Below are 17,864 nucleotides of genomic sequence, written 5' to 3' on the forward strand. Positions count from 1 at the left end.
GGTGAAAAATGTCCCGTAAACTGGACAGGAACAATTTCCCGGCTAATCTGTTCTGCGAGCCTGAAAGCCAGTACCTGCAAATGATTCGTATCCTCCCCAACCATTGCGCCTCGCCGTTTTCCGCGGCGCGCGGCCTTAGCCGGCTATCGTCCAGGGGGCTGGGGACGGGCTCACGGGCGCCGGGGTGCGGGGCATGAGCGGCAGCGGTTCCATCGTCCTCATCCACCTCGCCGGCGCGGTCGCGCTGATGCTGTTCGCGACCCGCATGGTCAAGACCGGCGTCGAGCGCGCCTATGGCGACGTGCTGCGCCATCGCCTGCGCGCCACCATGCGCAATCCGATCATGGCCGTGCTCACCGGCACCGGCCTCGCCATCGCCCTGCAAAGCTCGACGGCCGTCACGCTGCTGGTCGGCTCCTTCGCCGGCTCGGGTATCGTCTCCGGCGCGGCCGGCCAGCTCGCCGTGCGCGGCGCCGAGATCGGCTCGGCCATCGTCACCAAGCTGCTCACCTTCGACCTCACCCTGCTGGTGCCGCTGTGCCTGATCGCCGGCACCTTCATGTTCATGGCCACCGAGCGGCGCGACTGGCGCCAGATCGGCCGCATCCTCGTCGGCGTCGGCCTGCTGATCCTGTCCCTGGAGATGATCGGCCAGGCGTCCGAGCCGCTGCGCGAAAGCGAGTTGATGCCGGTCATCATCAACTATTTCTCGGGCGATCCCGTCACCGCCTTCCTGCTGGCGGCGGTCATCACCTGGCTGTTCCAGTCGTCCATCGCCGCCGTGCTCCTGATGGCGACCCTGGCCGGGCGCGGCCTGATCACGCCCGAGCTCGGCGTGGTGCTGGTGCTCGGCGTCAATCTGGGCTCCTCGATCATCGCGCCGATGCTGACGCGCACGGCCGACGCAGCGGTCCGCATCGTGCCCATCGGCAACCTCCTGATGCGGGGCGCGGGTTCGGTGGTCATGCTCATCCTGTTCATGACCTTCAAGCCGAACGTCGCCTTCATCGGCGCCACCGCTTCCGACCAGATCGTCAACGCCCACATCCTGTTCAACGTCATCATCCTGCTTGCCGGCCTGCCGCTGGCCGGCCTTGTCTATCGCGCCTCCGAGACCATCGTGGCGCTGGGCAATCAGGACAAGCCCGACGCGTTGCAGGTGACGGAGCTTTCGGCGCTCAACGAATCGGCCCTCGACACGCCCACGCAGGCGCTGGGCAACGCCACCCGCGAGGTGGTGCGCATCTGCGAGACGGTCGAGATCATGCTGAAGCGCATCATCGAGCTTTACGAGGACGCCGACGAGGACAGGATCAAGGCGCTGGCCGCGCTGGACGACCGCGTCGACGCCAAGCACGCGGCGGTGAAGCTCTATCTCGCCAAGATCACCAGGAACCCGCTGACGGAAGCCGAGGCGCTGCGCTGCCAGGAACTGCTCGGCGCCTGCGTGAAGCTGGAACAGGTCGGCGACATCATCGTGCGCAACATGCTCGTCCAGGTGCGCAAGAAGCTCGAGCACGGGCTGGAGTTCACGCCCGAGGGCTGGCGCGAACTGGCCGCCTTCCACGCTTCGGTGCTCGCCAATGCCCGCATGGCCTTCAACGTGCTGGTCTCGCGCGATCCCGAAACCGCGCGCCAGATCGTGCTGGAGAAGGACCTGCTGCGCGACCGCGAGAAGGAAACCAGCCAGAGCCATTTCCTGCGCCTGCGCGACGGCACGCCGCAATCGATCGAGACCAGTTCGATCCACCTCGACACCATCCGCGACCTCAAGCAGATCAACTCGCTGCTGGCCTCCATCGCCTATCCGGTGCTGGAGGAGCAGGGCCTGCTTTCCGGCACGCGGCTGAAGGCGAGCTGAGCGTCTTTTCGCCACCGGTTGCCTGGCTTTTGGCCGGGCTCAATCCCGGTGGCCGGTCCCAACGCAAGGCCGTCATGCCCGGCCGGGCGCAGCCGGCGGCAGCGATGCAGCAAAGCTGAATCCACCTGCACGATTTCTCGATTGCCTGGAAACCGAACCCGTGGTTTGACGCCAGTTCCGTTTCGCCGCCGGTCGCAAATCATGCCGCTTCCGCTCATCGCTCTCTTCCTGGCTGCCTTCGCCTTCGGCACGACGGAATTCGTTATCGCCGGCGTGCTGCCGGAAGTGGCGGACGGCCTCGGCGTCACCATCCCGACCGCCGGCTATCTGGTTTCCGGCTATGCGCTGGGCATCGCCATCGGCGGCCCGCTGCTGACGCTCGCCACCCCGAAGCTCACGCGCAAGACATTGCTGCTCGGCCTCGTGACGGTGTTCACCGTCGGCCAGGTCGCCTGCGCGCTGGCGCCCGATTTCGCGGCCATGCTGGCGCTGCGCGTGGCGGTGGCGGTGGCCCACGGCACTTTCTTCGGCGTCGCCATGGTGGTGGCGGTCTCGCTCGTCGCGGAAAACCAGCGCGGCCGCGCCATCGCGTTGATCCTGTCGGGACTGACCGTATCCAATATCATCGGCGTGCCGGCGGGCACGGCTATCGGCAACGCCTTCGGCTGGCGCGCCACCTTCTGGGTGATGGGCGCGCTGGGTGTCCTGTCGGCCGTCGCCATGGCGGCGCTGCTGCCGCGCAGGGTCGGCGCGCCGCGCAATCCCGCCGGCTTTGCCGGGGAGGTCCGGGTGCTGGGCCGCCAGCAGGTCTGGACCTCGCTGATCGTCATGCTGATGCTGATGATCGGCCAGTTCGGCCCCTACACCTACATCACCCCGCTCCTGCAGCAGGTCACCGGGCTCGACGCGCGCTGGGTGCCGTGGGTGCTGCTGCTCAACGGCGTCGGCGCGACCGCCGGCGTCTTCGCCGGCGGCCGGCTGTCGGACTGGAAGCTGATGCCGTCGCTCACCGTCATGCTCGCCCTGCAGGCCCTCATGCTTGCCGCGCTCTACCTTGCCGCCCCCTACCCGCTGCCGATGGTCGCGGCGATCTTTGCATGGGGCGGGCTGAACTTCTCGATCGGCACGGCGGTCCAGACGCGCATCCTCGGCTGGACGGCGGATGCCGCCAACCTCGCCTCCTCGCTCATTCCCGCCGGCTTCAATGTCGGCATCGCGCTGGCGGCCTCGCTCGGCGCAACCGTGCTCGACGCCGGCTATGGCTATCGCAGCCTGCCGCTGTTCGGCGCGGCGGCCATCGTCCTGGCCGTGGCGGTCGCGATCGCCTCCTATATGGCGGAACTGCGCAGCGGCGCCAAGCCGCCGCTGCCCGCCACGGCCGGATAGGAGCCGCCCAAAAAAAATCCGCAGCCGGTCGCCGCCCTCCGCGGGCGCGGCAGGAAACATATGCCGCGTTTTTCCGTTAGTTCCAGCAATCGCCTCGTTTTCACGAGACGGGGCGATTGCCTGCGGCACGCGATGGCGATCCGGGCATCCGGCCCGGAACGCTCGTCCGGCCGGGAAACGAAAGGAAAGACCCATGAAGAAGCCCCTCCTCAGCGCTCTCGCCATGGCGTTCGCCTTCGCCGTGTCGATGCCGGTAGCGGGCGTCGGCACCGCCAGCGCCGCCGGTTACGGCACGGGCATGTCCTCCTCGAGCGATTCCTCCGCTTCCGGGGGCATGTCCACGACCGCGCCCGTGGTGAAAAAGCATAAGAAGCACAGGAAGACGTCGCACAAGCGCAAGGTCAAGCACACGACGCAGGCGCCGATGGACAACACCGGCGGCAATGCCGGCGGCAGCAGCTCCGGCGCCGGTGGAGGCTATTGATCCACGGTCTGCCGTTCCGGCAGGGTCCGCGCCCTGCCGGAACAAGGCCGCTATTGCAGCAATGCCTTGACCATGCCGCTTGCCCGGCCGAAATCCATCTGCCCGGCATATTGCTCCCGCAGGGCGGCCATCACCTTGCCCATGTCCTTGATGCCGGCCGCGCCCGTCCCTGCGATCGCGGCGCGGATTGCCGCCTGCGTCTGCGCCTCGTCCATCTGCCTGGGCAGGAATTCGCGGATGACGGCGATCTCCTCCCGCTCCTTGTCCGCCAGTTCCGGCCGGCCGCCATCCTCGAAGGCCTTGGCCGATTCCTCGCGCTGCTTCACCATCTTGGCCAGCAGCTGCACGACCTCGTCGTCGCTCGCGGCCTCCTTGCCGGTGCCGCGATTGGCGATGTCGCGGTCCTTGATCGCGGACTGGATCAGCCTCAGCGTCGAAAGGCGCGGCTTGTCGCCCGCCTTCATCGCGGCCTTCACGTCGTCGGCTATTCTGTCGCGCATCGCATTCTCCTGCCTGTCGGCCAGTTCCCGTTGTCCAGGCAAGATAAATATCCGCATGTCCTTGCCCCGGCAATTGACCGTCCGGACGCCTTCACTTATGAAGCGGGCCTTGCATGCACTGAATTTTGATCGTGCACGGAGGCAGCGACTTTCGCCGCACCGTGCCTTTTGCCGCGCGAACGGGCCAGCATGCGCAGCCCGGCGCGGCAACCGATGGAGCATCGCCATGGCCACCGCCCCCTGGACCACCGAAGTCCCAACAGCGCTCCTGGTGCTGGCAGACGGAACGGTGATCGAGGGCCGAGGGCTCGGCGCCACCGGCTCTGCGGTCGCCGAAGTGTGCTTCAACACGGCGCTCACCGGCTACGAGGAGATCCTCACCGATCCCTCCTATGCCGGCCAGATCGTCACCTTCACCTTCCCCCATATCGGCAATGTCGGCACCAATGACGAGGACATCGAGGACCTGCACCCCGCCGCACGCGCGGGAGCCGTGGGCGCCGTGTTCAAGGCCGACGTCACCAACCCGTCCAATTATCGCGCCGCCGGCCATCTGGACGAATGGCTGAAGCGGCGCGGCATCGTGGCGCTCGCCGGCATCGACACCCGCGCGCTGACGGCGCTGATCCGCGAAAAGGGCCTGGCCAATGCCGTGATCGCCCATGCGCCGGACGGCAGGTTCGACGTCGAGGACCTGAAGCGGCAGGCCGCCGCCTGGTCGGGGCTGGTGGGACTGGACCTCGCCAGCGAAGTCACCTCGGGCCAGTCGTCCGTGTGGGCTGAAACGCCCTGGGTGTGGAACGAAGGCTACGGCGAACAGGACGAACCCACCATGCACATCGTCGCCGTGGACTACGGCGTGAAGCGCAACATCCTGCGCCTGCTGGCCGGGCTCGGCGCCAGGATCACCGTGGTGCCGGCCACGAGCAAGGCGCAAGACATCCTCGCCATGAAGCCGGACGGCATCTTCCTGTCCAACGGCCCCGGCGACCCGGCCGCCACCGGCGAATACGCCGTGCCGGTCATCAGGGATCTTCTGAAGACCGACCTGCCCCTCTTCGGCATCTGCCTCGGCCACCAGATGCTGGCGCTGGCCGTCGGCGGCAAGACGGTGAAGATGCACCAGGGCCATCACGGCGCCAACCACCCGGTCAAGGACCACACCACCGGCAAGGTGGAGATCGTCTCCATGAACCACGGCTTCGCCGTCGACTCCAAGTCGCTGCCGGAAGGTGTTGAGGAGACTCACGTTTCGCTGTTCGACGGCTCCAACTGCGGCATCACGCTGGCGGGCAAGGCCGTGTTCTCCGTGCAGCACCATCCCGAGGCCTCGCCCGGCCCGCAGGATTCGCACTACCTGTTCCGCCGCTTCGCCAATCTGGTGCGCGAGCGCAAGGGTCAGCCGGCGCTGGCGGAGCGCTGATCATACTCATTGAGTTTCCGCTATAATATAGCTATATTCACGCCGTGAAGACGATCGTCCTGATCGCCTCGGCTGCTCGCGATCTCGACAATCTTCCCGAGGAGCCGCGTCGGCAGGTTTCGGAGGCGTTGATCGATTATGCCGTCGACGGCAAGGGGGATGTGAAGCGCCTTGCCGGACGCGATGGCTACAGGCTGCGCATCGGCCGCTATCGCGTCATCTTCGATGAAGACAAGACGACGATCCTGGCGATCTATATCGGCAAGCGCGAAACGACGACCTATCGCCGGAACTGAAAGGAGAAGACGAGATGGGCGCTCCTCAGATCATCAAAACTCCCGGCGGCGAGGAACTGGTCGTCCTGTCGAAGGCCGACTATGAAGCGCTTCTCCATGCGGCGGAAGAGGCCGCCGAGGACGCGGCCGATGTCGCCATCTACGATGCGCGCAAGGCTGAATTGTCGGAAGGCGAACCGCTGCCGGCGGAGCTTTCGCTGGCCGTGCTGCGGGGCGAAAGCCGTCTGCGGGCTCTGCGCAAATGGCGCGGCATGACCCAAGATGCGTTGGCGGACGGCGCGGGACTGACGCAGGGCTTCCTGTCGGATCTGGAAAGCCGCCGCCGCACGGCCTCCGCCGAAACCGTCGAGAAGCTGGCCGGCGTTTTGCAGGTGCCCAAGGACTGGATCGACGGTTAGTCCGTAACCTTCACGCCTCCTGCGCGGCTGCGGGCGGCGTTTCCTTCGCCGGCCGACCGACCTTCAGCACCAGAACCACCAGGGCGAGCGCCATGAAGGCGCCGGCCAGCGCATAGGGCGCGCCGCCGAAGGCGACCGGCGCGTCCGGGCCGGTGAACCAGGCGAAGATGCCGGTGTAGAGCAGCGGCGTGATGATCGAGGTGATCGAGAACAGGCTCGTCATGGCCCCCTGCAACTCGCCCTGCGCCGAGGGCGGCACCTTGGCCGCGGCGAGGCTGCGCAGCGGCGGGTCGGCCAGCGCCTCCAGGCACGTGGCCGCGATCACGACATAGACCATCCAGCCCTGCCACGAAGCGGCATAGCCGAACGCCGCGACCGCCGTGAAGAACAGGCCGACGACGGCCGTGCGCCATTCGCCGAGGCGCGGAATGATGCGCGGCAGCACGAACGCCATGACCAGGGCTGCGCACAGGCCGAACAGGCCGAGCGACAGGCCGATCTGGCGCTGGCTCCAGTCGTAGCGGTAGCTGCCGACGAAGGACCATACCGCCGGATAGACCATGTGGCCGAGCGTCATCAGGAAGAACACCAGCCCGATCCAGCCGATGCCGGGATAGTTGCGCATCTGCCTCAGCGCGCCGAGCGGGTTGGCGCGGCGCCATTCGAAGCGGCGGCGGTGCCGCTGCGCCAGCGTCTCGGGCAGCAGGAACCAGCCGACGAGGAAATTGCAGAAGGCGAGCGCGGCCGCGAAATAGAACGGCACGCGCGGCCCGAATTCGCCCAGCAGCCCGCCCAGCACCGGACCGATGATGAAGCCGACGCCGAAGGCGATGCCGAGCAAGCCGAAATTCTTCGCCCGGTTCTCGTCGGTGCTGACGTCGGCGATCAGGGCCGAGGCGGTCGAATAGGACGCGCCGCTGATGCCGGCGAGCACCCGGCCAATGAACAGCATCGGATAGGACCAGGCGATGGCGCAGATCAAGTTGTCGACGGCGAAGGTGAACACCGAGGCCAGCAGGATCGGCCGGCGTCCGAAACGGTCGGACAGATTGCCGATCAGCGGCGCGAACAGGAACTGCATGGCGGCATAGACGAAGAACAGCCAGCCGCCCTCGATCGCCGCCTCGCTGACGCCGACGCCCGAAAGCTCCTCCAGATAGGCCGGCAGCACCGGCATGATGATGCCGAAGCCGATGACGTCGAGCAGCAGCGTGGTGAAAACGAGCGCGAGCCCGCGCCTGACGATTGTCGCGTCCATGATGGCGGATTGCCCTTTCCTCTCCGCCGGGGCGCCAAGCGGACGCCTCTTATAAAAGAATCGCCCCTGCGGAACAATAGGCGAACACATCAATAGTTTTCATGCTGACATGTGCTGCCGGGCCAGCGCGAAACGCCTTCCGGATCCCCCTGTGCCCCGGATCCCCTTGCCAATGGAGCACGCACCGCGGTCGAAAACGGGAGCGCGGCTACTTTCCCGCCGGAGGTGGCCGGGAAAACGCGTCAGGGCGAGGCGAAAATGGTGGTTTCGAGAACCGGAGCGCAGCGTACGTCTATGTACGTGAGCACCGGAAGCGCAGAAACCGCCGTTTGCAGCCCGCCCTCACGCGTTTTCTTCATGCCTCAGATCGGATTGTTGAAGGTATCGCAGTCGGACAGCTTGCCGCTCTTGAAGCCGGCGGCGAACCATTTCTGGCGCTGCGCCGAGGTGCCGTGGTTGAAGCTTTCGGGCACCACATAGCCCTGCATCTTCTTTTGCAGCGTGTCGTCGCCGATCTGCTTGGCCGCGTTCAGCGCGTCCTGCAGGTCGCCCTTTTCCAGGATGCCCTTCTGGTCGGTGTAGTGGCCCCACACCCCCGCGAAACAGTCCGCCTGCAACTCCACCTGCATCGACATGTGGTTGGCGTCCACCTCGCTCATGTTCTGGCGCATCTGGTTGAACTTAGGCAGGATGCCGGTGAGGTTCTGCACGTGATGGCCGACCTCATGCGCGATCACATAGGCGTTGGCGAAGTCGCCCGAGGCGCCGAACTGCTGCGAGAGCTGGCGGAAGAAGGCCATGTCCAGATAGACCTTGTGGTCGTTCGGGCAATAGAACGGCCCCGATGCGGCGGAAGCGAAGCCGCAGGCCGAGCGGATCTGGCCCGAGAACAGCACCAGCTTCGGGTCTTCATAGGTCATGCCGTTGGCCTTGAAGATGCCGCTCCAGACGTCCTCGGTCTCGGCCAGCACCGTGGCCACGAACTGCTTCATCTCGTCATTGGTGCCGGACTGGTCGCCGGAAGGCGACATCGGCTGCGACTGGGTCACCTGCCCGCCGCCCTCGTCCACCAGGCCGCCGTCGCCCAGCACCTGCCAGGGGTCGATGCCGATCGCCTTCAGCACGAAGAACAGCACGATCAGGATGATGATGCCCGAAATGCCGCCGCCGCCGAGGCGCCCGCCGACCGGGATGCGGAACTGGCCGGGCCCGCCGCCGAAGCCGCCGCTGTCGCCGCGCTCGTCCTCGATATTGTCGCTTTGGCGACGGCCTCTCCAGAGCATGTCTCTTCCCTCGCGATACCTTGGCTGCCACCGCGCAGCCGGCAACTGTCCCAACAATTATCCCAACGACTTATCCAAGTCACAGGGTTTTTCCGGGCGACAACGCCAGGTAGCGACCACGAACGCGGTCCGGCCGCAACCCGCGCGCATCCGCCAGCTATTTCTGCTTGGTGCCGGCGCTCTTGCCGTCCGAGCTTTTCGCGCGTTCCTCGAAACGTTCGGCGCCCTTCTTGAGCGGACGGCCCGTCTCGGCCTCCGTTTTCCGCTCCTCCCGCGCTGCCGCGCGCTTCAGCCCTGCCGCCGCCTGCTTTCCTTTCGCTGAAGGTGCCTGCCCTATACCCATGGCCGTTCTCTCCCGACAAACCGCCCCGCCCGGCGTGGGGCCCGGCGCGGGGTAAAGGCGGCAACGCGGAGCCTCCGACATGGTTCCGAGAATCAGTCCCGCGAGCCGGCCGGAGGACGGGCCCCGGCCCTATTTCACCCAGCCTTATTTCGTCCCGGTCCTATTTCGCCCCCAGCCTTATTTCGCCCCAGCCTTATTTCGCCATCGCCCGGCGGAAAGCTTCCAGCGTCTCGGCGCTGACATGGTGCTCTATGCCCTCGGCGTCGATGCGCGCCGTCTCGGCGCTGACGCCGAGCGCGCGCAGGAAGGCCTCGACCGTCTGGTGGCGCACACGCGCCTCCTCGGCCATCTTGCGGCCGGCTTCGGTCAGGAACACGCCGCGATAGGGTTTTCGCGAGACCAGCCCTTCGGCGGCCAGCCGCGCCAGCATCTTGGCCACCGTGGGCTGCGCCACGCCCAGCCTGGCGGCGATGTCCACCTGCCGCGCCTCGTTGCCGTCCTCGATCAGGTCGGCGATCAGTTCGACATAGTCCTCCGCCAACGCGCTGCGCTGCGCCTCGCGCGTCTGCCGGAAGCCTTCCGAATGGATTTCGGCGTCGGGCAGCGGGTCGCGCGGAACGGGGGCCTTTCTGGGCGCCAACGGGCTGGTCTCCTCTATGCGGGAACGGCGCAAATCGCACCGGCATTTCACATTCATAGCACAGGCTTCGATTTTTCGACCCGCTTTGTTTTGCGTCCACAGGCCGCCCGCCGACGCAAGCGTAAAAAGCTGAGACAATGAAATATAGCCTATTGCATAATGTTGAGCACAGGCATAAATAAACGCAACCGCAGCCAGCCAGCAGGACGTTTCCATGCCAGACGCCGAAGCCATAACCCGTCCCCGTGGCCGGCGCCTGCTCAGCGTCCAGCAGGACGGCCGGCCGAGCCTGCCGGAGGTCCACGCCTCGGTCGCCGTGCCCAAGGGCGCGGTCTGGTTCAGGCGCCTGCTGGCCTTCGTCGGCCCCGGCTACATGATCTCCGTCGGTTACATGGACCCCGGCAACTGGGCGACCGACCTCGCCGGCGGCGCGCAGTTCGGCTACACGCTGCTGTTCATCATCATGCTGTCGAACCTGATGGCGATCCTGCTGCAGGCGCTCGCCGCCCGGCTCGGCATCGTCACCGGCCACGATCTCGCCCAGGCCTGCCGCGCCTATTATCCGAAGCCCGTCGCCTTCATGCTCTGGATCGCCTGCGAGCTGGCCATCATCGCCTGCGACCTCGCCGAGGTGATCGGCACGGCGATCGCGTTGCAGCTCCTGTTCGGCATCCCGCTGATCGGCGGCGCGCTGATCACGGCGCTGGACGCGTTCCTGCTGCTGCTTCTGATGAACAAGGGCTTCCGCTTCCTCGAGGCCTTCGTCATCGCCCTGCTGGTCGTCATTTTCGGCTGCTTCGCCGTGCAGATCTTCGTGGCCGCCCCGCCGGCCGGCTCGATCCTGCACGCCATGTTCGTGCCGTCTTCCGAAATCGTCACCAATCCGGCCATGCTCTATGTCGCCATCGGCATCATCGGCGCGACGGTGATGCCGCACAATCTCTACCTGCACTCCTCCATCGTGCAGACCCGCGCCTATGAGCGCAACGACGCGGGCCGCCGCGACGCCATCAAATGGGCGACGGTCGATTCCACCGTGGCGCTGATGCTGGCGCTGTTCGTCAACGCGGCCATCCTCATCGTCGCCGCCGTGGCCTTCCACGGCACCGGCCACCGGAACGTGGCCGAGATCGGCCAGGCCTTCGAACTGCTGTCGCCCTTGCTCGGCCTGTCCATCGCCTCGACCCTGTTCGCCGTGGCGCTGCTGGCGTCCGGCCTCAACTCCACCGTCACCGCCACGCTGGCCGGCCAGATCGTCATGGAAGGCTTCCTGCGCCTGCGCATGCCGCAATGGGCGCGCCGGCTGGTCACGCGCGGCATCGCCATCGTGCCCGTCGTGGCCGTCACCGCCATCTATGGCGAGCGCGGCACGGCGGAACTGCTGGTGCTCAGCCAGGTCATCCTGTCCATGCAACTGCCCTTCGCCGTCATCCCGCTGGTGCAGTTCGTGTCCGACCGGAAGAAGATGGGCTCCTTCGCCATTCCGCGCGCCGTCTCGATCCTGGCCTGGGTCGTGGCCGCCCTTATCCTGTCGCTGAACTTCAAGCTGCTCTACGACACGTTCGTCGGCATCGCCTGATTGCCGCGCGGCTTTTTTCGCTCCCGTTGTCGGCCGCGCGCTTCGGCATACGTCCTTGGAGTGTTTCATGGTTACACGGAGGACACGATGAGAAAGATCAAGGCGGCGACCTTCGTCAGCCTGGACGGCGTCATGCAGGCGCCGGGCGGCCCCGAGGAAGACCCCACCGGCGGCTTCGCCTATGGCGGCTGGATGTTCCACTATGCGGACGACACCATAGGCGCCACCATCGGCGAAACCTTCGCCAAGCCGTTCGACCTGCTGCTCGGCCGTTTCACCTACGACATCTTCGCCGCCTACTGGCCCTATGCGCCCGCGGACCATCCGATCGCGAAATCCTTCAACGCGGTGACCAAATATGTCGCCACGCACGATCCGGAGACGATGAATTGGCGCAACACCAAGTGGCTGGGCAAGGACCCGATCGCAACCCTGCGCGAGATGAAGAAGGAGGATGGCCCCGATCTCGTCATCCAGGGGTCGAGCGAACTGATCCAGCAATTGCTTCCCGCCGGCCTGATCGACGAGATCACCCTGATGATCTTCCCGCTGACGCTGGGCAAGGGAAAACGCCTGTTCGGCTCCGGCACCGTGCCGGCCGGGCTCAAGCTGACCAGATCGCAGACCTCTTCGACCGGGGCCCTCATCGCCACCTACGAGCGCGGCGGCGAGGTCCGCACCGGCTCGTTCGGGCAGGACACGCCCAGCGAAGCCGAGATCGAGCGCCGCAGGAAGCTGAAATAGGCAGCATCGCCTCTTACCCTCCCCCTCGTGGGGAGGGTCGCGGAACAAGGCGCGCGGCACGCGCGGTTTGGGACGCGGGGTGAGGGTCGCTTCCGCAACTTCCCGCCCCCGCCCGTCTCGCAATTTTCGCTTCGCTCCAATTGCTGGCCGACCCTCCCCGCGAGGGGGAGGGTAAAGCCGCAGAATGATCGACACCTTTCCTCTTGCCCATGCGTGGGGCGAGGTCACGAGCGCAGCGAGCCGGTAACGAGCCAGACAGCGAAGCCGGATCGGCGCAAGAGGCACCGCCTTTACCCTCCCCCCTCGTGGGGAGGGTCGCGGAGCAAGGCGCGGCACGCGCTCTTTGGGACGCTGGGTGAGGGTCGCTTCCGCAACTTCCCGCCCCCCGTCCCGTCTCGCAATTTTCGCTTCGCTTCAATTGCTCGCCGACCCTCCCCGCGAGGGGCGGATGAACGCCACGCCTTCTCACCGCGCAAAAGCGCGATTGCGGGGGTTCCCTCGCCCGGATTCCTCCCCTATAAGGCCCGCCTAGCCTGACAGTTGAATCTTGCTCGCGCACCGGCCGGTCCTTCCCGCGCCGGGGTTTTGCGCAGAGCCAAAGACGAACGGAACCTACCCATGCCGAAACGCACCGACATCAAATCCATCCTGATCATCGGTGCCGGCCCCATCGTCATCGGCCAGGCCTGCGAATTCGACTATTCCGGCACCCAGGCCTGCAAGGCGCTGCGAGAAGAAGGCTTCCGCGTCATCCTGGTCAACTCCAACCCGGCCACCATCATGACCGATCCGGAGCTGGCCGATGCCACCTATATCGAGCCGATCACGCCGGAAGTGGTGGCCAAGATCATCGCCAAGGAGCGCCCGGATGCGCTGCTGCCCACCATGGGCGGCCAGACTGCGCTCAACACCGCGCTGTCGCTGCGCCGCATGGGCGTGCTGGAGCGCTACCAAGTAGAGATGATCGGCGCCGACGCCCACGCCATCGACAAGGCCGAGGACCGCGCCCTCTTCCGCGAGGCCATGGCCAAGATCGGGCTGGAGACGCCGCGCTCGATGCTGGCCAACGCCACCGACGTGAAGGACGCCGACCGCAAGAAGCATGAGGCCGAGCGCGCCGCGCTGAAGGCTTCGGGCGCCTCCGACACCGAGCTCGACGCGCTCGAAACGAGCTGGAATCTCGGCGAAGGCGACCGCAAGCAGCGCTATGTCTCGCACGCCATGGGCGTGGCCGCGCAGGCGCTCGACGCGGTCGGCCTGCCGGCCATCATCCGCCCCTCCTTCACGCTCGGCGGCACCGGCGGCGGCATCGCCTTCAACCGCCAGGAGTTCTTCGAGATCGTGCAGTCAGGCCTCGACGCCTCGCCGACCACCGAGGTGCTGATCGAGGAAAGCGTGCTCGGCTGGAAGGAATACGAGATGGAGGTCGTGCGCGACAAGGCGGACAACTGCATCATCGTCTGCTCCATCGAGAACATCGACCCGATGGGCGTGCACACCGGCGATTCCATCACCGTGGCGCCGGCGCTGACCTTGACCGACAAGGAATACCAGATCATGCGCAACGCCTCGATCGCGGTGCTGCGCGAGATCGGCGTCGAGACCGGCGGCTCCAACGTGCAGTTTGCCGTCAATCCCGACAATGGCCGCCTCGTCGTCATCGAAATGAACCCGCGCGTGTCGCGCTCCTCCGCGCTCGCCTCCAAGGCGACCGGCTTCCCCATCGCCAAGATCGCCGCAAAGCTCGCCGTCGGCTACACGCTGGACGAGCTGGACAACGACATCACCGGCGGCGCGACGCCCGCCTCCTTCGAGCCGTCCATCGACTATGTCGTGACCAAGATCCCGCGCTTCGCGTTCGAGAAATTCCCAGGCGCCTCGCCGGTGCTGACCACCGCCATGAAGTCTGTCGGCGAGGTCATGGCCATCGGCCGCACCTTCCAGGAATCGCTCCAGAAGGCCCTGCGCGGGCTCGAAACCGGCCTCACCGGCCTCGACGAGATCGAGATCCCGGGCGTGGGCCAGGGCGACGACAAGAACGCCATCCGCGCGGCGCTCGGCACGCCGACGCCCGACCGCCTGCGCATGGTGGCGCAGGCCATCCGCATGGGCACCTCGCTGGAAGACGTGCACGCCATGTGCAAGATCGACCCGTGGTTCCTGGAGCAGATCGCCGGCATTATCGCCATGGAAGCGCGCATCCGCGAGCACGGCCTGCCGGAAGACGCGACCAACCTGCGCATGCTCAAGGCCATGGGCTTTTCGGACGCCCGCCTCGCCTCGCTGACGGGCAGGACGCCGAAGGAAGTCGCGCAACTGCGCAATGCGCTCGGCGTGCGTCCGGTCTACAAGCGCATCGACACCTGCGCGGCCGAATTCGCCTCCCCCACCGCCTATATGTACTCCACCTACGAGGTGCCGTTCGCCGGCCAGCCCGCCAACGAGGCCGGCGTCAGCGACCGCAAGAAGGTGGTGATCCTCGGCGGCGGCCCGAACCGCATCGGCCAGGGCATCGAGTTCGACTATTGCTGCTGCCACGCCTGCTTCGCGCTGGCCGAGGCCGGCTACGAATCGATCATGATCAACTGCAACCCGGAGACGGTCTCGACCGACTACGACACCTCCGACCGGCTCTATTTCGAGCCGCTGACGGCCGAAGACGTGATCGAGATCCTGAAGATGGAGCAGACCCGCGGCGAGCTGGTCGGCGTCATCGTGCAGTTCGGCGGCCAGACCCCGCTGAAGCTTGCCGAAGCGCTGGAGAAGAACGGCATCCCGATCCTCGGCACCTCGCCCGACGCCATCGACCTCGCCGAGGACCGCGACCGCTTCCAGAAGCTGTTGCAGAAGCTCGACCTCACCCAGCCCAAGAACGGCATCGCCTATTCGGTCGAGCAGGCGCGCACCGTCGCCTCCGAGCTCGGCTTCCCGCTGGTGGTGCGCCCGTCCTACGTGCTCGGCGGCCGCGCCATGCAGATCATCCACGACGAGAGCCAGTTGCAGTCCTACCTGCTCGACACCGTGCCGGGCCTGGTGCCCGAGGACATCAAGCAGAAATACCCGAACGACAAGACCGGCCAGATCAACACGCTGCTCGGCAAGAACCCGCTGCTGTTCGACACCTATCTCACCGGCGCCATCGAGGTGGACGTGGACTGCCTGTGCGACGGCTCGGAAGTCTATGTCTCCGGCATCATGGAGCACATCGAGGAGGCCGGCATCCATTCCGGCGACTCGGCCTGCTCGCTGCCCGTCCACTCGCTGCCGGCGGGGATCGTCGAGGAGCTGGAGCGCCAGACGGCGGCGCTCGCCAAGGCGCTCAAGGTCGGCGGCCTGATGAACGTGCAATACGCTATTCAAGACGGCACCATCTACGTGCTGGAGGTGAACCCGCGCGCCAGCCGCACCGTGCCCTTCGTCGCCAAGACCGTGGGCAAGCCGATCGCCAAGGTCGCCGCCCGCATCATGGCCGGCGAGACGCTGGACGGCGCCTTCGCCCGTTACGGCGCAAAACCCGACGCGCGCACGCCCGGCCACGTCGCGGTCAAGGAAGCGGTGTTCCCCTTCGCGCGCTTCCCGGGCGTCGACATCCTGCTCGGGCCCGAAATGCGCTCCACCGGCGAGGTCATGGGCCTCGACCGCGACTATGCGCTGGCCTTCGCCAAGGCCCAACTCGGCGCGGGCGTGGACCTGCCGCGCTCGGGCACGCTGTTCGTCTCGGTGCGCGACGCCGACAAGAAGGGCATCCTCGGCCCGGTGAAGCGGCTGGCCGGACAGGGCTTCAAGGTGCTGGCCACCGGCGGCACCCAGCGTTTCCTCGCCGAGAACGGCATCGAGGCGGAGAAGATCAACAAGGTGCTGGAAGGCCGCCCGCATATCGAGGACGCCATCCGCAACCGCCAGGTGCAGATCGTGTTCAACACGACCGACGGCCAGAAGGCGGTGTCGGACTCCAAGTCGCTGCGCCGCGCGACCCTGATGCAGAAGGTGCCCTACTACACCACGCTGGCCGGCATGGAGGCGGTGGCCGAAGCCATCGCCGCGCTCAAGGCGGGGTCATTGGAGGTCCGGCCGCTGCAGGAGTATTTTTGAGGGGCTGGAGGTGCGTTCCTCTCCCCTTACCAGGGACTGAAGAGTAGTTTGCGAAGCAAACAAGAAGATGATTGCTTGGTTCCTTGAGTGACGAACCCGGCAAGGTAGTGGTTGTTACCGCTTCCGACGAGCCTGCGATCTGTAATACTCTTGGCAAAGGAGAGATAGGTGAACGCCGCCTCCCCTGTGAAAAAACTAGCTAAGCAAGCGCGAACAGCGGAAGCTCTAGGAAGCAACGACCACGTCGCGAATTGCTAACCGCAGGTGTCATCCCTCTAAGAAGACTTGGCCTGCGCGCCTCGCTATGCGTCAAAATGACGCACATCGAGGCGCAAATTTAATAACGACTCGTTAACCACGACTCCCCCAATCCCCCTGCTTTTTTCTTGAAAAAGGGTTTTCGCGCGTAGCAATTGCCATGCCAATCCAGCAATTCCGCATCAACGACTCGTTAACCACGACTCCGAGTCGCGAACTGTTGACTTTGGACTCCAAAAAGACTATACTTTCCAAATGACGACGTTCGAGGAGTTCACGAAAGCGCGTTACGCTGCCTTGCTACAAGAGCGAGCACAACTGCACGCGCGATTACGAGCCGTTCAGAAGGAAATGGAAGAAATAGAGAAAGCCTCAAGGGCGTCGGGTTTGCAGCTAGTCGAATCTGAATCTCGACAACGAGAAACCAAAGACAAATCATCCAAAGACAATATGACCATGAAAGAAGCTTCGGTCGAGATATTAAAAAAATATCCGGACGGTCTTCCGGCTATGAAAATCCTTTTTGAGCTAAACAAGATGCTTGGGACCAACTATGAACGCTCAAGTCTTAGCCCTCAGTTATCTCGCCTTAAGCGAGACGGTACCGTTTACGACATTCACGGAATTTGGACTTTGACTAAGGAGACACCTGAACGTCAATGACGTCCCGCCAGTGCGGGCAACAAAAAAGCGGGCTGCACCACCAATGCATCACCCGCTTTTCATGACTAAGCCTGAGGTCGTTTCCGACCCGAGTCAGGCATGGTCGACCGAAGCAGCTAAGGCTCCCATTCACAACAAGTCCTTAGCTCAATTCGTTCTGCCATTCAACTCGGGTCATATGCGCAAATAAAGGAAGCGCGAAAATGACGATCGAAATTGAACTGCCCTACCCCCGCCGCCGCCGTTCACCGAAGGTTTCTCCGGAAATGGCAGCAAAGATCAAGACGATGCTAGCGCACGGCATGGCTCAGCATGACATTGCTGCACGGTTTGGGATCAACCAGGGCCGCGTCAGCGAAGTGAACAATGGAAAGCGCCATCCTGACGTTCCTCCTGCACCGATTGATATTGTAACTGGATTTTAGCCCATGGCAAAAAAACAAACGTCTTCAAAAATTTCCACTCTTGCGAGCAAAGTTCTAAGTGGAAATAAGAAACCCACTGCAGCAGAGTCAAAGAAATTGGCGGCTTCCGTCCTCTCCCAAGATGAAAAGAAGGGGCAGCGTAAGTAACGGAAAGAGGGTTGTTGCAGTGTCGGCAACCCTCCCTACTTTGGCAATTTTCAAACTCAGTGGTCAGACCGTGGGCGTTGCTTG

Annotated in this window: 16 protein-coding genes; 11 read left to right on the forward strand and 5 right to left on the reverse strand. The window is 65.1% G+C overall.

Annotation, left to right across the window (positions count from 1 at the left end; genetic code table 11):
* Positions 1-193 precede the first annotated feature (193 nt).
* From QU595_RS17635 to QU595_RS17645, 3 genes are all read left to right on the forward strand, one after another.
* Positions 194-1,861, forward strand: coding sequence for a Na/Pi cotransporter family protein (locus QU595_RS17635; protein WP_315924235.1), 1,668 nt, complete (start codon positions 194-196; stop codon positions 1,859-1,861).
* Positions 1,862-2,062: 201 nt separating this feature from the next.
* A complete protein-coding gene (locus QU595_RS17640; protein ID WP_315924237.1) occupies positions 2,063-3,247 on the forward strand; it encodes an MFS transporter in 1,185 nt (394 codons plus the stop codon).
* Between the two features lie 193 nt (positions 3,248-3,440).
* Entirely contained in the window at positions 3,441-3,731 is a 291-nt protein-coding gene (locus QU595_RS17645) for a hypothetical protein (protein ID WP_315924239.1), read from the forward strand.
* Between the two features lie 50 nt (positions 3,732-3,781).
* On the opposite strand, the gene QU595_RS17650 is transcribed toward QU595_RS17645, so the two are convergent.
* Complete coding sequence (locus tag QU595_RS17650; RefSeq protein ID WP_315924241.1) at positions 3,782-4,231, reverse strand: GatB/YqeY domain-containing protein; 450 nt, start codon at positions 4,229-4,231, stop codon at positions 3,782-3,784.
* Between the two features lie 220 nt (positions 4,232-4,451).
* Here QU595_RS17650 and carA point away from each other — a divergent pair, with 220 nt between their 5' ends.
* The 3 genes from carA to QU595_RS17665 are packed head-to-tail and all read left to right on the forward strand — an operon-like array spanning position 4,452 to position 6,348.
* Entirely contained in the window at positions 4,452-5,654 is a 1,203-nt protein-coding gene (carA, locus tag QU595_RS17655) for a glutamine-hydrolyzing carbamoyl-phosphate synthase small subunit (protein ID WP_410000523.1), read from the forward strand.
* Positions 5,655-5,698: 44 nt separating this feature from the next.
* Positions 5,699-5,950, forward strand: a complete 252-nt coding sequence (locus tag QU595_RS17660; RefSeq protein WP_315924245.1) for a plasmid stabilization protein — start codon at positions 5,699-5,701, stop codon at positions 5,948-5,950.
* Between the two features lie 14 nt (positions 5,951-5,964).
* A complete protein-coding gene (locus tag QU595_RS17665; RefSeq protein WP_315924247.1) occupies positions 5,965-6,348 on the forward strand; it encodes a helix-turn-helix transcriptional regulator in 384 nt (127 codons plus the stop codon).
* A gap of 10 nt (positions 6,349-6,358) precedes the next feature.
* On the opposite strand, the gene QU595_RS17670 is transcribed toward QU595_RS17665, so the two are convergent.
* From QU595_RS17670 to mntR, 4 genes are all read right to left on the reverse strand, one after another.
* Positions 6,359-7,606: a TCR/Tet family MFS transporter gene (locus QU595_RS17670; RefSeq protein ID WP_315924249.1), complete on the reverse strand. Its 1,248-nt coding sequence runs from the start codon at positions 7,604-7,606 to the stop codon at positions 6,359-6,361.
* A 362-nt stretch (positions 7,607-7,968) separates the two neighbouring features.
* On the reverse strand, positions 7,969-8,889 hold the full coding sequence (locus tag QU595_RS17675) for a neutral zinc metallopeptidase (protein WP_315924251.1): 921 nt from the start codon (positions 8,887-8,889) through the stop codon (positions 7,969-7,971).
* Between the two features lie 157 nt (positions 8,890-9,046).
* Positions 9,047-9,232 (reverse strand): hypothetical protein, encoded by a 186-nt coding sequence (locus QU595_RS17680; protein ID WP_315924253.1) that lies wholly within the window; start codon positions 9,230-9,232, stop codon positions 9,047-9,049.
* 193 nt (positions 9,233-9,425) lie between these two features.
* Entirely contained in the window at positions 9,426-9,872 is a 447-nt protein-coding gene (gene mntR / locus QU595_RS17685) for a manganese-binding transcriptional regulator MntR (protein ID WP_315924255.1), read from the reverse strand.
* Positions 9,873-10,086: 214 nt separating this feature from the next.
* On the opposite strand from mntR, the gene QU595_RS17690 reads away from it, so the two are divergent.
* From QU595_RS17690 to QU595_RS17710, 5 genes are all read left to right on the forward strand, one after another.
* Positions 10,087-11,451: an Nramp family divalent metal transporter gene (locus QU595_RS17690; RefSeq protein ID WP_315924257.1), complete on the forward strand. Its 1,365-nt coding sequence runs from the start codon at positions 10,087-10,089 to the stop codon at positions 11,449-11,451.
* Between the two features lie 87 nt (positions 11,452-11,538).
* The gene (locus tag QU595_RS17695; RefSeq protein WP_315924259.1) at positions 11,539-12,195 is read left to right on the forward strand and encodes a dihydrofolate reductase family protein; all 657 of its coding nucleotides are present in this window, start codon (positions 11,539-11,541) and stop codon (positions 12,193-12,195) included.
* Positions 12,196-12,813: 618 nt separating this feature from the next.
* On the forward strand, positions 12,814-16,287 hold the full coding sequence (gene carB, locus QU595_RS17700) for a carbamoyl-phosphate synthase large subunit (protein WP_315924261.1): 3,474 nt from the start codon (positions 12,814-12,816) through the stop codon (positions 16,285-16,287).
* Positions 16,288-16,800: 513 nt separating this feature from the next.
* Complete coding sequence (locus tag QU595_RS17705; protein ID WP_315924263.1) at positions 16,801-17,208, forward strand: hypothetical protein; 408 nt, start codon at positions 16,801-16,803, stop codon at positions 17,206-17,208.
* Between the two features lie 203 nt (positions 17,209-17,411).
* On the forward strand, positions 17,412-17,633 hold the full coding sequence (locus QU595_RS17710; RefSeq protein ID WP_315924265.1) for a hypothetical protein: 222 nt from the start codon (positions 17,412-17,414) through the stop codon (positions 17,631-17,633).
* The last annotated feature ends 231 nt before the right edge of the window (positions 17,634-17,864 follow it).

It is taken from the genome of Mesorhizobium sp. SP-1A (assembly GCF_032460275.1).
Lineage (GTDB): Bacteria > Pseudomonadota > Alphaproteobacteria > Rhizobiales > Rhizobiaceae > Mesorhizobium.

What these genes read in the sequence shown, in the direction of transcription:
- QU595_RS17690 (WP_315924257.1), top strand. Translation starts at nt 10,087, where the DNA reads ATGCCAGACGCCGAAGCCATAACCCGTCCCCGTGGCCGGCGCCTGCTC.
- QU595_RS17695 (WP_315924259.1), top strand. Translation starts at nt 11,539, where the DNA reads ATGAGAAAGATCAAGGCGGCGACCTTCGTCAGCCTGGACGGCGTCATG.
- QU595_RS17670 (WP_315924249.1), bottom strand. Translation starts at nt 7,606, where the DNA reads ATGGACGCGACAATCGTCAGGCGCGGGCTCGCGCTCGTTTTCACCACG.
- QU595_RS17675 (WP_315924251.1), bottom strand. Translation starts at nt 8,889, where the DNA reads ATGCTCTGGAGAGGCCGTCGCCAAAGCGACAATATCGAGGACGAGCGC.
- QU595_RS17645 (WP_315924239.1), top strand. Translation starts at nt 3,441, where the DNA reads ATGAAGAAGCCCCTCCTCAGCGCTCTCGCCATGGCGTTCGCCTTCGCC.
- QU595_RS17705 (WP_315924263.1), top strand. Translation starts at nt 16,801, where the DNA reads ATGACGACGTTCGAGGAGTTCACGAAAGCGCGTTACGCTGCCTTGCTA.
- QU595_RS17680 (WP_315924253.1), bottom strand. Translation starts at nt 9,232, where the DNA reads ATGGGTATAGGGCAGGCACCTTCAGCGAAAGGAAAGCAGGCGGCGGCA.
- QU595_RS17710 (WP_315924265.1), top strand. Translation starts at nt 17,412, where the DNA reads ATGACGATCGAAATTGAACTGCCCTACCCCCGCCGCCGCCGTTCACCG.
- QU595_RS17640 (WP_315924237.1), top strand. Translation starts at nt 2,063, where the DNA reads ATGCCGCTTCCGCTCATCGCTCTCTTCCTGGCTGCCTTCGCCTTCGGC.
- QU595_RS17635 (WP_315924235.1), top strand. Translation starts at nt 194, where the DNA reads ATGAGCGGCAGCGGTTCCATCGTCCTCATCCACCTCGCCGGCGCGGTC.
- QU595_RS17650 (WP_315924241.1), bottom strand. Translation starts at nt 4,231, where the DNA reads ATGCGCGACAGAATAGCCGACGACGTGAAGGCCGCGATGAAGGCGGGC.
- QU595_RS17665 (WP_315924247.1), top strand. Translation starts at nt 5,965, where the DNA reads ATGGGCGCTCCTCAGATCATCAAAACTCCCGGCGGCGAGGAACTGGTC.
- carB (WP_315924261.1), top strand. Translation starts at nt 12,814, where the DNA reads ATGCCGAAACGCACCGACATCAAATCCATCCTGATCATCGGTGCCGGC.